We start from the raw sequence: 13,275 nt of genomic DNA, 5'->3' as shown, positions 1-13,275 counted from the left end.
TCAGGGCTGCCCGCAGAGGGTTGCGAACAAGGCTCCCGTTCCCGTCAGCACGAAGAAGGTCCAGTGGAAGGGCACGGCAAGATTCAAGCGCTGGATCGCCGCGACTATCCGGCAAACGCTCCCCAGAACAGCCAAGAGAATCCGCATCAGCGCCTCTCCCAACGTTCTCGCCGAGCAAAAGACTCGGAGCAGGCAATGCAAAAGCGTGCAAAGAAGCAGCGCAAGCAGGGCAACGAGCCACAGCACAAGCTTGCCGATGGCGCTTCTCCACTCCTCGTAGAAGAAATCGACCATGGAGTCGACCGCCCGTAGCACCCTGCTGTTGGCACTGGGATTCGCCGGTTTCACTCCGTCCGCCCAGATGAGCCGCTGGATGAATTGATAGAACAGCTTGTCGCTTGGTTGGGAAATGGACAATGCGTCGATCATTGCGCGCAGTACCAGGCGCGCCTGCATCCCCAGGAAGATCATGTATGGACCGCTGAAGGCAACGATGAAAACGACGCCCCAATACAGTTTCAGATAGGCGGGCAGGTTGTCGACAAACTCGAAATAGCCCTGCCTGTCAGCCCCCAGGGTAATGATGAGCGTGGCGATGACCGCAATGAGCGCAGCCAACAGCGTGACCAGACGAGCAAGGTCCCGGGGAGGCAGAAAGAATCGCAGCATCACTGCGCCGTCGATATCCTTCGCGGCCTTCGAATTCACCTCCTTCCAGAGGCGCCAGTTCTCCACCAGATCGCCCGCCAGGCAGCGGAGGTTACTGCCATAGGCCTGGTACCGCAGCCGGAACCATTGCCGTTCGTAGAGGGAAAGCTGGACGTAGCGACTGCTCTCGGCGGAGCGCTCGAAGCCTCCCAGGCTCTCCACATTGCGACAGCGCGTATCGACGACGATATCGCCTATCCGTAGCGCAGCGATCAGAAAGGGGAACAGATAGAAAGGCAGCAGACTCCTGACTTCGTAGAGGTACTGTCCGGAGTGGCAATACAAGTCCCAGAACATCGTGATCAACACGAAGAAGAAATACAGCAGGGGAACCCAGTAGTCCCTGTGTTTCAGCAATTGAAAGAATGGCGCCCGGATAAAGATCCGGTAGTGATCTCCCACGTCCTCATAAAGATCCTGCACCGAACGTTGCGAAGCGCTTCCCATCGAGAATTCATCCTTGTAACAGCCGCTAGAGACTCTTCCAGGTCAGGTACACCCGCAGGTCGAACTCCAGCTGGTGATAGTCCGGCAGCATGTACTGGCAGAGCTGGTAGAACGCCTTGTTGTGCTCGCTTTCCTTCAGGTGGGCGAGTTCGTGGACGACGATCATCCGCAGGAACTCCGGGGCGGCGTCCTTGAACAGGGAAGCCACGCGGATTTCCTTCTTCGCCTTGAGCTTGCCGCCCTGCACCCGCGAGATCGCGGTGTGCAGGCCGAGGGCGCGCTGGACCACGTCGAGCTTGTTGTCGTAGAGCACCTTGTCCAGGCCCGGCGCGTTGCGCAGGTGTTCCTGCTTGAGGTTCATGGTGTAGGCGTACAGCGCCTTGTCGCTCTGCACATCGTGACGCCCCGGGTAGCGGCGCTCGAGGTACTCGCCCAGGCGGTTCTCGGCGATCAGCTGGCGGACCTGGTCCTGCAGCAATGCGGGATAGGCCTGGAGGTACTTGAGGGGGATCATGCACGGGTCCGGCGGTTCGCGGAAAACGCCCAGTGTACCGCGTCGGGAGCTCCGGCGGCCGACCGCCGCTTCGGGTAAGATGCGCGCCGTTTCCGATGAGCGGAGTGGGACAGTGGCAAGTACAGATGTGCTGATCGTTGGCGCCGGGGCGGCCGGGCTGATGTGTGCGATGACGGCGGCCGGACGCGGGCGCCGCGTGCGGGTGCTCGACCACGCCAACAAGGCCGGCAAGAAGATCCTCATGTCCGGCGGCGGGCGCTGCAATTTCACCAACCTGTACACCGAGCCGGCCAACTTCCTTTCGCGCAACCCGCACTTCTGCAAGTCGGCGCTGGCCCGCTACACCCAGTGGGACTTCATCGGCCTGGTGGCCAAGCACCAGGTGCCGTACCACGAGAAGAAACTCGGCCAGCTGTTCTGCGACAACAAGTCCAGCGACATCCTCGAGATGCTGCTGCGCGAATGCGCCGAGGCCGGAGCGGAAATCCTGCTGGACACCTCGATCGAAGAGATCGCCCGCGACGACGCCGGCTACCGCCTGCGTACCAGCGCCGGCGAGATGCGCTGCGAGTCGCTGGTGATCGCCAGCGGCGGCCTGTCGATCCCGACCCTCGGCGCCAGCGGTTTCGGCTACCAGGTGGCGCGCCAGTTCGGCCACGAGGTGCTGCCGACCCGCGCCGGGCTGGTGCCGTTCACCATCACCGACCAGTTGAAGGAGCTGTGCGCCGAGCTTTCCGGCACCTCCGTGGATTGCCGGGTGAGCTGCAACGGCCAAGTGTTCCGCGAGAACCTGCTGTTCACCCATCGCGGCCTCAGCGGCCCGGCGATGTTGCAGATTTCCTCCTACTGGCAACCGGGCGATACCCTGGAAATCGACCTGCTGCCGGACCACGACGCCAGCGAATGGCTGGCGCAGCAACAGCGCGAGCGTCCCAACAGCGAGCTGAAGACCCTGCTCGCCGAGCTGTTCACCAAGAAGCTCGCCGGACTGCTGGCCGACCGCTGGTTCGTCTCCAAGCCGATGAAGCAGTACACCCCGACCGAACTGGCGGGTATCGCCGGGCAGCTTTCGGCCTGGCGGGTCACGCCCTCGGGCACCGAGGGCTACCGCACCGCGGAAGTGACCCTGGGCGGGGTGAGCACCGACGAAGTGTCGTCGAAGACCATGGAGTCGCAGCGCTCGCCGGGGCTGTATTTCGTCGGCGAAGTACTGGACGTCAGCGGCCACCTCGGCGGCTTCAACTTCCAGTGGGCCTGGGCCTCGGGTTATGCGGCGGGGCAGTACGCCTAGCGCGCCTCGGCCAGATAGGCCTCGGTGCGATAGGGCAGCGCTACCTGCTCCCTCCCCTTGAGCGCCGGATGGCTGGCGACCAGCTCGCGCAATTGCGCCGCCACGGCGTTCTTTTCCGTCTCCGGCAAGGCGGCGATGAAGCTCACCGAAAGGAAGCGCGAGACGATCACCTGCTCCGGCGGGCCGACATGCTCGTAGGCGAAGGTGGACAAGCGCAGCGGTCCGAAGGGCGCGCGCTCGAACGGCCGACGCCAGTCGCCCTTGTAGAAACGCGGCGCATCGCCTTCGTAGGGGGTGATGATGCGGGTGATCTCGGCGACCCAATCCAGCGACTCGTCACGCACGTTCCACACCAGTCCCAGCCTGCCTTCCGCCGTCAGCACGCGGCGCATTTCCTCCAGCGCCTCCACGGTGGCGAACCAATGGAAGGCCTGTGCGCACACCAGGGCGTCGGCGAAGCCGTTGGCCAGCGGAATCGACTGGGCGCTACCGGCCAGCGCCTGGACCTGCGGCAAGGCTTCGGCGAGCTGGGCGCGCATCGCATCCACCGGTTCCACCGCGACCACTCGCGCGCCGGTACGGGCCAGCAGGCGGGTGAACTTGCCGGTGCCGGCGCCGAGGTCCACCGCGACGGTCTGCGGACGCAGGCCAAGGGCATCGCGCAGCCAGTCGGAGAGCGCTTCCGGGTACTCGGGCCGGCCCTGGGCGTAACGCTGGGCCTCGGCGCTGAAACCTTGCTGGGCGGCGCTGTGTACGGACGACATGAGGGACCTCCTGGGCGGGAAAGCCCGAGGTATAGCACAGCGGTTTTCCCACGAATTCCAGACGAACGGTTCAAAGCCTTGCGCGGCGTGGCTCGCAGCCATTGGTCAGGGGCTTCGTGGACCTCTCGGGGAAGAGGCTATTGTCGATCCGAAGGCCCACCCGACGACCAGGGTAAAAGCATCCCGGCACACGCCGGCGTCCCCCGCCACAACCAGGAGTCAGCCATGAGCAGCGAAGTCAGCGCCATCCGCCAATTGATCGAAGACTGGCGAGCCGCCGTCCGCGCCAGCGACGTTCCGCGCATCGTCTCGTACTACGCGGAGGACATCGTCGCCTTCGACGCCATCCTGCAATTGCAATTCAAGGGGCGCGACGCCTACCAGAAGCACTGGCAGGCCTGCACCGAGATGTGCAAAGGACCGATGACCTTCGATATCGCCGAACTGCAGATCCATGCCGACCCGCAGGTCGCCTTCGCCCACTACCTCTGCCACTGCGGCGGCACCGGCCCGGACGGCCAGCCGCACTCCTCGTGGATGCGGGTCAGCGCCGGCTACCGCAAGCACGGCGACGGCTGGAAGGTGATCCACGAGCATTTCTCGGCGCCGTTCGACATGGACGGCAAGGCGCTGTTCGACCTGCAGCCCTGACTCAGCGCCGCGCGGCGGTCGCCGCCGGGTCGACGCAGCGTTTCACTGCGCGAGGGCTGAGCAGCGAGCAGGGCTTGCCGACCAGGTAGCTGCGGTAGACCTTCAGCAGCGTAGCCTGGCTGTAGCGGCAGCCCTTGCCGCTCTTGCGCAGGCAGGGGCTCTCGAACTCGAAGCGACCGTTGACCGGCTCGGCCAGTTGGATGCGCAACGCCGGCCAGGTGGAGCGTTGCGGCGCCGGCGGGGTTTCCAGTTGGCGCCCGTCGCGCACCACCAGTTCGCCACCGGCCTCTGCATAGTCGAAGACGAACAGCAGGGTGCGCGAAGTCTTGGTGGTGCAGTCGCTGCGCGCCAGGCAATCCTGCGGGTCGGCGGGATCGCGCGCTACGCTCGGCGACGCGGCCTCCTCGACGTCGCGGGACGGCGCGTGCAGGCCAGCGCAACCGGCCAGCAGGAGGAACGGCAGGGTCAGGAGCCAGCGGCGCATCGGATTTCCCCGGGACGGATGTGCAAGAGCCCCGACCAGCGGGGCTCCCGTTCGAACGAAGGCGCTTAGTTGACCTTCGGATCCAGCTCGCCGCGAGCGTAGCGCTGGAACATGCCTTCCAGGGAGATCGGCTTGATCTTGGAAGCGTTGCCGGCGGTGCCGAAGGCTTCGTAGCGAGCGATGCAGATGTCGCGCATGGCCTCGACGGTCTTGGAGAAGTACTTTCGCGGGTCGAACTCGCTCGGGTTCTGCGCCAGGAAGCGGCGGATGGCACCGGTGGAGGCCAGGCGCAGGTCGGTGTCGATGTTCACCTTGCGCACGCCGTACTTGATGCCCTCGACGATTTCCTCGACCGGCACGCCGTAGGTCTCTTTGATCTCGCCGCCGTACTCGTTGATGATCGCCAGCCAGTCCTGCGGTACCGAGGAAGAGCCGTGCATCACCAGGTGGGTGTCCGGGATGCGCGCGTGGATTTCCTTGATGCGCTGGATCGACAGGGTGTCCCCGGTCGGCGGCTTGGTGAACTTGTAGGCGCCGTGGCTGGTGCCGATGGCGATGGCCAGGGCGTCGACCTTGGTCTTCTTCACGAAGTCGGCGGCTTCTTCCGGATCGGTCAGCAACTGGCTGTGGTCCAGCACGCCTTCCGCGCCGACGCCGTCTTCCTCGCCGGCCATGCCGGTTTCCAGGGAACCCAGGCAGCCCAGCTCGCCTTCCACGGACACGCCGCAGGCATGGGCGAACGCCACGGTCTGCTGGGTCACGCGGACGTTGTAGTCGTAGTCGGCAGGGGTCTTGCCGTCTTCACGCAGGGAGCCGTCCATCATCACCGAGCTGAAGCCCAGCTGGATGGAACGCTGGCAGACGTCGGGGCTGGTGCCGTGATCCTGGTGCATGACCACCGGGATGTGCGGGAATTCTTCGATCGCGGCGAGGATCAGGTGGCGCAGGAAGGGCGCGCCGGCGTATTTGCGAGCACCGGCGGAAGCCTGGACGATCACGGGCGAATCGGTCTTGTCGGCCGCTTCCATGATGGCGCGCATCTGCTCGAGGTTGTTGACGTTGAAGGCCGGCACGCCGTAGCCGAATTCGGCGGCGTGATCCAGCATCTGGCGCATGCTGATGAGTGCCATGGTTCTCGTATCTCCCAATCGCGGGGTCGTTCAGTGATTCAGAAGCCTGCCGCAGGGGCAGGCCCGGTTCAAGTTCCTTGCGAGGAGCGGTCGCGGCGCCGCGCCCCTGCCGGCGCGACTCAGCGCGCCTTGCAACCGCGACCGATGAGGTCGTCGGTTTCGACCCAGTACACCAGGCCTTCGTCGTTCTCCAGGTGGAAGCCCAGGCGTCCGTCGCTATAGAAAGCGCCGACGGCCGCAGGTTCCTGCTCCAGGTGGTGGACCACGTCGTCCTCGTCCTTCAGGCGCAGGTCGACGATGTTCTTGCTGCCGTCGATATAGCGCCATTCGATCACCGCCTTGCTGTCGCAGGTCCAGCGGGTCCAGTCCTTGCCGCCCGGCTTGCCGGAGGAAGCGGAGCAGCCGGCCAGCAGCGCCGCGGCGGCGAAGCCGCCGAACAGGGCGATACGCGAGTAGTTCATGTCCATCCTCCATCCGTGCGGAACGCTCCGCCGCACCTCGCCGGGCCGCAAGCGGCCCGCGCGGCGGCCGGCTGGCCTTGCCTGTCACAGGAAAGGCGCAATGCTACTGCGTACGCTGGCGAATCCCCAGCCCTTTCCGTAGAAACTGGCAGAAAAGCACTACGGGCATTCCACCGGCTTTTGTCCGGCGGTCGGATCGCCGCTGCTCTGCTGCTCGACCCGCTGGCGGTTCTGCTCGGTCGGCACCATCACGTCCGGCGGACTGATCACCTCGCAGGTGCTCGGGCGTCGACCGCCATCGCCGCTACAGGCGGCCAGGCCCAGGCAGAACATCAGGAGTGGCAAGGTTACGGAACGCATGGGGCACCTCCTTTTTTTCGTCGTCCTCAAAGGTGTGACCCCCGAGGACGGCGAATGGTTTGCCCCGTCTGCGTCAGCCCTTGGCGCGCTGCTCCAGGATTTCCACGGCCGGCAGGACCTTGCCCTCGACGAACTCGAGGAACGCGCCGCCACCGGTGGAAATATAGGAGATCCGCTCGGCGATGCCGTACTTGTCGATCGCCGCCAGGGTATCGCCGCCGCCGGCGATGGAGAACGCCGCGCTATCGGCGATGGCATTGGCCAGGGTACGGGTGCCCTCGCCGAACTGGTCGAACTCGAACACCCCGACCGGACCGTTCCACAGGATGGTCTTCGAGGTCTTCAGCAGCTCGGCGAACTGCGCGGCGGTCTGCGGGCCGATGTCGAGGATCATGTCGTCATCGGCGACCTCGGCGATGGCCTTGACGGTCGCCACGGCGCTCTCGGCGAATTCCTTGGCCACCACCACGTCCACCGGCAGCGGCACCTTGACCTTGGCGGCGATGGCCTTGGCGGTCTCGACCAGGTCGGCCTCGTACAGTGACTTGCCGACCTTGTGTCCGGCCGCGGCGAGGAAGGTGTTGGCGATGCCGCCGCCGACGATCAGCTGGTCGCAGATGCCGGCCAGGCTGTTCAGCACGTCGAGCTTGGTGGAAACCTTGGAGCCGGCGACGATCGCCGCCATCGGCCGCGCCGGGTTGTCCAGCGCCTTGCCCAGCGCGTCCAGTTCGGCGGCCAGCAGCGGGCCGGCGGCGGCGACCTTGGCGAACCTGGCCACGCCGTGGGTCGACCCCTCGGCGCGGTGGGCGGTACCGAAGGCATCCATCACGAACACGTCGCACAGCGCGGCGTACTTCTGCGCCAGCTCGTCGGCGTTCTTCTTCTCGCCCTTGTTGAAGCGCACGTTCTCGAACAGCACCAGGTCGCCCGCCTTGACCTCGACGCCGTCGAGGTAGTCGGCCAGCAGCGGCACTTCGCGGCCCAGGGCCTTGGACAGGTACTCGGCCACCGGCTTCAGGCTGTTCTCGGCGGAGAACTCGCCCTCGGTCGGACGGCCCAGGTGCGAGCAGACCATCACCGCCGCGCCCTTCTCCAGGGCCAGCTTGAGGGTCGGCAGGGCGGCCTTGATCCGTGCATCGCTCTGCACCTGGCCGTCCTTCACGGGCACGTTGAGGTCCTCGCGGATCAGCACGCGCTTACCTTTGAGGTCGAGGTCAGTCATCTTCAACACGGTCATGACAATCAGTCCTTGGGTACTTGTTGATCAGGCACGGCGGCGCGCAGGTAGTGTCCGGCGACGTCGAGCATACGGTTGGCGAATCCCCATTCGTTGTCGAACCAGGCCAGCAGGTTGACCAGGCGAGGCCCGGAAACGCGGGTCTGGCTGCCATCGACGATGGCCGAATGGGGGTCGTGGTTGAAATCGCAACTGGCGTGCGGCAGCTCGGTATAAGCCAGCAGTCCGCGCAGCGGGCCGCTTTCGGCGGCCTCGCGAAGCACCCGGTTGATCTCGGCGGCGGAGGTGTCGCGGGAAGTCTGCAGGGTGATGTCCAGCGCCGAGACGTTCACCGTGGGCACGCGTATGGCTTTGGCCTGGATGCGCCCGGCAAGTTCCGGCAACAGGCGTTCGATGCCGCGCGCCAGACCGGTGGACACCGGGATCACCGACTGGAACGCCGAACGGGTACGGCGCAGGTCCTCATGGTGGTAGGCGTCGATCACCGGCTGGTCGTTCATCGCCGAGTGGATGGTGGTGATCGACACGTATTCCAGGCCGATCGCCTCGTTCAGCAGCTTGAGCAGCGGCACCCCGCAATTGGTCGTGCAGGAGGCGTTGGAGACCAGCGTTTCGCGGCCGCTGAGGTCCTGCTGGTTGACCCCATAGACGATGGTGGCGTCGATGTCCGCCTCGCTCGCCATCGGCTGCGAGAACAGCACCCGCGGCGCGCCGGCGCGGAGGAAACGCTCGGCCTGGGCGCGATTGGTGTACTGGCCGGAGCACTCCAGCACCAGGTCGACCCGCAGCGCCTGCCAGTCGATGGCCTCCGGAGTCGGGCTGCGCAGCACCTTCACGCAATCGCCGTTGATGTGCAGGCAGTCGCCGTCGACCTTCACTTCGCCGGGAAAGCGGCCATGGGTGGAGTCGAAGCGGGTCAGGTACTCGACGCTGGCCTGGTCGGCCAGGTCGTTCAGCGCGACGATCTCGAAGCCCAGTTGCTCCGGGCGCTCGTGCAGCGCGCGCAGGACGCAGCGGCCGATACGGCCATAGCCATTGAGCGCGACGCGAAAAGGCGGGGTGGACATCGGCAGGGATAGCTCCGGCAAGGGGCCAGTGAAAGGCGCCAATTATGCGGGGGATGGGCCCGCCTGGGAACCGTCCGCGACCCGCGCGGCGCGGCGTACGCCGCGGCGACGGCTCGCGTGCAGGCGCTGAAACGATTCATGCGACACCTGGCTGGCGCGACCGCGTTCCGTTGTGCAAGGCTCGCCCGCATCCACCGACCGCCAGGAGCGCCAGATGCCCCGCTTCGCCGCCAACCTCAGCATGCTCTACCCCCGCCACGACTTCCTCGAACGCTTCGCCGCCGCCGCGGCGGACGGCTTCGAGGGCGTGGAGTACCTGTTCCCCTATGCCTACCCTGCGGCCGAACTGAAGGCCCGGCTGGACGACCACGGCCTGCGCCAGGTGCTGTTCAATGCCGCACCCGGCGACTGGGACAAGGGCGAGCGCGGCCTGGCCAGCCTGCCGGGGCGCGAGGCCGAATTCCGCCGCGCCATCGCCCAGGCCATCGACTATGCCCAGGTCCTCGGCAACCGCCACATCCATGTCATGGCCGGACTGCTGCCGGCCGGCGCCGACCGCATCCGCCACCGCGAGACCTACCTCGACAACCTCGCCCATGCCGCCCGCGAGGCCGCCGGCGCCGGGCTGACGGTGCTCATAGAGCCGATCAACAACCGCGACATGCCGGGCTTCTTCCTCACCCGCCAGGACGACGCCCAGGCCATCTGCCGCGAGGTCGGCGCGGACAACCTGCAGGTACAGTTCGACTGCTACCACTGCCAGATCGTCGAGGGCGACCTGGCCACCACCCTGCGTCGCGACATCGGCAATATCGGCCACGTCCAGATCGCCGGGGTACCCGACCGCCACGAGCCGGATGACGACAACGAAGTGAACTACCCCTACCTGTTCGAGCTACTCGACCGGCTCGACTACCAGGGCTGGATCGGCTGCGAGTACCGTCCGCGCGGCGACACCTCGGCAGGCCTGGAATGGCTGCGGCGCTGGCGCGCTACTCGACGCGACGGATGATCGGCTCCAGCGCGTCCAGACGCTCGCGGGCGGCCAGCCAGTCGCGCACTTCCGCGCACCACTGTTCTTCCTTCAGCACCGCGCGGGCACGGGTCAGCACTCGCGGCCAGGGACGGTCGTCGAACAGGCGCAGCAGCACCTGGTTGAGCTGTTCGCTATCCAGCGGCCGGCGTCCACGGCGCACCGGCGCGTCGACCCGCTGCGCCAGCGATTGCAGCACCCGTTCGCGCTGCGCCGTATCCACCGGCATCGGCTGCTCGTCGTAGGCACAGAGCACCAGGATCTCCGGCGCGACGTTCTCCAGCAGGCCGGCGCGCAGCCGGCAGTGGCCATCGAGGATCACGCAGGCATCCAGGCAGTTCAGGCGCAGCGCCAGCACCGGCGGCAGCTCGCCTTCGCGGGCCTTCTTGCGCCACCACTTGACCCGCCCCTCGTCATCCTCGACCCGGCGCAGGGCGATCAGGGCGTCGTTGTCGCGCCCCCACCAGTCGAGCCACTGCACCCAGTCGTCGTCGAGGACCTTCTCCAGGCTGTAGAAGCGCCAGTCCGGCAACAGTGCGTCGCGCCCGACGCTGCGGTAGCGCCAGCGTTCCAGCACCCGTTCGCGCGGATCGTGGCTCTGCGGTGGCTGCCAGGCGGGCACCTGCTCGGCGAGCGACAGGCGCAGCAACCAGCGCCCGGCCTCCAGGCAACTGCCCGGGCTGGTACGCAGGGTCTCGACGAAATAGCGGCTCCAGGCCTTGTAGCGGGCCTCGCCGCGCAGGCCGCGCAACGCTTCCAGGGTCGGCGAGTCGATGGGCGGCACGCTGGCCTGCGCCGGGCTCGCCGCGACCAGGCTCTTCACCAGCCAGATGCCATCGTGGTACGGCAACTGGGTGGCCCAGAGCAGCGGCTGATCGCCACGCATCAGGCGAATGCGGGCCTGGCCGCCGGATTGCAGATGAAGGAAAGAGGGCGCCCGATGGGCGCCCTCCACCTGGACCGCGAGGCCCAGCCATTCGCCATTGGCGGGGCTTTCGAGGTCCCGCCAGTAGAGCGTGTGCATCAGTCTTCCAGCAGCTCCTCGGCCACCGCCAGGACGTTGTCCAGGGTGAAGCCGAAGTGCTCGAACAGCGCCGGGGCCGGCGCCGACTCGCCGAAGCTGGTCATGCCGATGATGCGCCCGTCGAGACCGACGTACTTGTACCAGTAGTCGGCATGGGCGGCCTCGATGGCGATGCGCGCGCCGACTTCCACCGGCAGCACGGACTGCTTGTAGGACTCGTCCTGCTGCTCGTAGACGCTGGTGCATGGCATCGATACCACGCGGACCTTGCGGCCCTGCTCGCTGAGCTTGTCGTAGGCCTGCACGGCCAGGCCGACTTCCGAACCGGTGGCGATCAGGATCAGTTCCGGCTCGCCTTCGCAGTCCTTCAGCACGTAGCCGCCGCGGGCGATGTCGGCCACCTGGGCGACGTCGCGCGCCTGGTGCGGCAGGTTCTGGCGGGAGAAGATCAGCGCGGACGGACCGTCGGCGCGCTCGATGGCATGCTTCCAGGCCACCGCCGACTCGACCGCGTCGGCCGGGCGCCAGGTGTCCAGGTTCGGGGTCAGGCGCAGGCTGGCCAGTTGTTCGATCGGCTGGTGGGTCGGGCCGTCCTCGCCGAGGCCGATGGAGTCGTGGGTGAACACGTAGAGCACGCGCTGCTTCATCAATGCGGACATGCGCACGGCGTTGCGCGCGTATTCCATGAAGATCAGGAAGGTCGCACCGTAGGGAATGAAACCGCCGTGCAGGGCGACGCCATTCATGATCGCGCTCATGCCGAATTCGCGCACGCCGTAGAACACGTAGTTGCCGGCGGCGTCGTCGGCGCTGACGCCCTTGCAGCCCTTCCACAGGGTCAGGTTGGAGCCGGCCAGGTCGGCGGAACCGCCGAGCAGCTCCGGCAGCAACGGGCCGAAGGCGTTCAGCGCGTTCTGGCTGGCCTTGCGGCTGGCGATGGTCTCACCCTTGTTGGCAACATCGGCGACGTAGGCCGCGGCCTTCTCGGCGAAGTCGGCCGGCAGCTCGCCCTTCAGGCGGCGCAGCAATTCGGCGGCCAGTTCCGGATGGGCAGCCTGGTAGGCGGCGAAACGCTTGTTCCACTCGGCTTCCTGGGCGGCGCCGGATTCCTTGGCGTCCCACTCGGCGTAGATCTGCGCCGGGATCTCGAACGGAGCGTGCTCCCAGCCCAGCGCGGCGCGGGTCGCGGCGATCTCGTCGGCGCCCAGCGGCGCGCCGTGGCACTCTTCCTTGCCCTGCTTGTTCGGCGAGCCGAAACCGATCACGGTCTTGCAGCAGATCAGGGTCGGCTGGTCGCTCTTGCGCGCGGTATCGATGGCGGTCTTGATCTCGTCGGCGTCATGCCCGTCGACGTTGCGGATCACTTGCCAGCCATAGGCCTCGAAGCGCTTCGGGGTGTCGTCGGTGAACCAGCCGTGGACCTCGCCGTCGATGGAAATGCCGTTGTCGTCGTAGAAGGCGATCAGCTTGTTCAGGCGCAGGGTGCCGGCCAGCGAGGCGACCTCATGGGAAATGCCTTCCATCATGCAGCCGTCGCCGAGGAAGGCGTAGGTGTAGTGGTCGACCACCGCGTGGCCGTCGCGGTTGAACTGGGCGGCCAGGACCTTCTCCGCCAGCGCCATGCCCACCGCATTGGCGATGCCCTGGCCGAGCGGACCGGTGGTGGTCTCGACGCCGGCGGTGTAGCCGTACTCCGGGTGGCCCGGGGTGCGCGAGTTGAGCTGGCGGAAGTTCTTCAGGTCCTCGATGCCGAGGTCGTACCCGGTGAGGTGCAGCAGGGAGTAGATCAGCATCGAGCCGTGGCCGTTGGACAGCACGAAGCGGTCGCGGTTGGCCCACTGCGGGTTGCTCGGGTTGTGCTGCATGTAGTCGCGCCAGAGGACCTCGGCGATATCGGCCATGCCCATCGGGGCGCCCGGGTGGCCGCTGTTGGCTTTCTGCACGGCATCCATGCTCAGTGCACGGATGGCATTGGCTCGCTCACGACGGCTGGGCATCGCAATTCTCCTACGGGGGTTGCTGGTCGGAAGACCAGGAGTGAAAAAAAGGGCGCCATTTTCGCCCACCGAAGGCCCAAGGGGCAATGACAGATCGGCAGGGGGAC

14 protein-coding genes are annotated in these 13,275 nt (G+C 66.5%); 3 read left to right on the top strand and 11 right to left on the bottom strand.

Annotated features, from left to right (window positions below; translation table 11 throughout):
• Window positions 1–1,155, bottom strand: a complete 1,155-nt coding sequence (locus tag ACYAF3_RS14295) for a hypothetical protein (protein ID WP_003121810.1) — start codon at window positions 1,153–1,155, stop codon at window positions 1–3.
• A gap of 25 nt (window positions 1,156–1,180) precedes the next feature.
• Window positions 1,181–1,669, bottom strand: a complete 489-nt coding sequence (locus tag ACYAF3_RS14290; RefSeq protein WP_003101609.1) for a M48 metallopeptidase family protein — start codon at window positions 1,667–1,669, stop codon at window positions 1,181–1,183.
• Between the two features lie 112 nt (window positions 1,670–1,781).
• On the opposite strand from ACYAF3_RS14290, the gene ACYAF3_RS14285 reads away from it, so the two are divergent.
• Complete coding sequence (locus ACYAF3_RS14285; RefSeq protein ID WP_003084970.1) at window positions 1,782–2,960, top strand: BaiN/RdsA family NAD(P)/FAD-dependent oxidoreductase; 1,179 nt, start codon at window positions 1,782–1,784, stop codon at window positions 2,958–2,960.
• Here ACYAF3_RS14285 and ACYAF3_RS14280 read toward each other — a convergent pair.
• Window positions 2,957–3,724, bottom strand: a complete 768-nt coding sequence (locus ACYAF3_RS14280; protein WP_003101607.1) for a class I SAM-dependent methyltransferase — start codon at window positions 3,722–3,724, stop codon at window positions 2,957–2,959. The two genes, ACYAF3_RS14285 and ACYAF3_RS14280, sit on opposite strands and share 4 nt — an antisense overlap.
• Before the next feature lie 225 nt (window positions 3,725–3,949).
• On the opposite strand from ACYAF3_RS14280, the gene ACYAF3_RS14275 reads away from it, so the two are divergent.
• Complete coding sequence (locus tag ACYAF3_RS14275) at window positions 3,950–4,375, top strand: YybH family protein (RefSeq protein ID WP_003101606.1); 426 nt, start codon at window positions 3,950–3,952, stop codon at window positions 4,373–4,375.
• Between the two features lies 1 nt (window position 4,376).
• Here ACYAF3_RS14275 and ACYAF3_RS14270 read toward each other — a convergent pair whose 3' ends face one another.
• The 6 genes from ACYAF3_RS14270 to epd all read right to left on the bottom strand — a co-directional run bounded on the left by ACYAF3_RS14270 (window position 4,377) and on the right by epd (window position 9,114).
• Window positions 4,377–4,859 (bottom strand): hypothetical protein, encoded by a 483-nt coding sequence (locus ACYAF3_RS14270; RefSeq protein WP_003101605.1) that lies wholly within the window; start codon window positions 4,857–4,859, stop codon window positions 4,377–4,379.
• Window positions 4,860–4,924: 65 nt separating this feature from the next.
• Window positions 4,925–5,989 carry a class II fructose-bisphosphate aldolase gene (gene fba / locus ACYAF3_RS14265; RefSeq protein WP_003084964.1) on the bottom strand — a complete coding sequence of 355 codons (1,065 nt, stop codon included), beginning with the start codon at window positions 5,987–5,989 and terminating at the stop codon, window positions 4,925–4,927.
• 119 nt (window positions 5,990–6,108) lie between these two features.
• Window positions 6,109–6,450 (bottom strand): MliC family protein, encoded by a 342-nt coding sequence (locus tag ACYAF3_RS14260; RefSeq protein WP_003113229.1) that lies wholly within the window; start codon window positions 6,448–6,450, stop codon window positions 6,109–6,111.
• Window positions 6,451–6,609: 159 nt separating this feature from the next.
• On the bottom strand, window positions 6,610–6,810 hold the full coding sequence (locus ACYAF3_RS14255) for a hypothetical protein (RefSeq protein ID WP_003084961.1): 201 nt from the start codon (window positions 6,808–6,810) through the stop codon (window positions 6,610–6,612).
• A gap of 73 nt (window positions 6,811–6,883) precedes the next feature.
• Window positions 6,884–8,047 (bottom strand): phosphoglycerate kinase, encoded by a 1,164-nt coding sequence (locus ACYAF3_RS14250; protein ID WP_003101603.1) that lies wholly within the window; start codon window positions 8,045–8,047, stop codon window positions 6,884–6,886.
• Window positions 8,048–8,052: 5 nt separating this feature from the next.
• Entirely contained in the window at window positions 8,053–9,114 is a 1,062-nt protein-coding gene (gene epd / locus ACYAF3_RS14245; RefSeq protein ID WP_003084958.1) for an erythrose-4-phosphate dehydrogenase, read from the bottom strand.
• 214 nt (window positions 9,115–9,328) lie between these two features.
• On the opposite strand from epd, the gene otnI reads away from it, so the two are divergent.
• A complete protein-coding gene (otnI, locus tag ACYAF3_RS14240; protein WP_003101602.1) occupies window positions 9,329–10,126 on the top strand; it encodes a 2-oxo-tetronate isomerase in 798 nt (265 codons plus the stop codon).
• Here the strand turns inward: otnI and ACYAF3_RS14235 are convergent.
• Together ACYAF3_RS14235 and tkt are read right to left on the bottom strand one after the other, a co-directional pair.
• The gene (locus ACYAF3_RS14235; RefSeq protein ID WP_003101600.1) at window positions 10,107–11,171 is read right to left on the bottom strand and encodes a hypothetical protein; all 1,065 of its coding nucleotides are present in this window, start codon (window positions 11,169–11,171) and stop codon (window positions 10,107–10,109) included. The genes otnI and ACYAF3_RS14235 overlap by 20 nt on opposite strands.
• Window positions 11,171–13,168 (bottom strand): transketolase, encoded by a 1,998-nt coding sequence (gene tkt / locus ACYAF3_RS14230; RefSeq protein WP_003101598.1) that lies wholly within the window; start codon window positions 13,166–13,168, stop codon window positions 11,171–11,173. Before tkt ends, ACYAF3_RS14235 begins: the two co-directional genes overlap by 1 nt.
• Window positions 13,169–13,275 lie beyond the last annotated feature (107 nt).

The sequence above is a fragment of the Pseudomonas sp. TZ252 genome, from assembly GCF_056110345.1.
Note: the sequence above shows the minus strand (reverse complement) of the source record. Positions and strands in the feature narration are given on the sequence as shown.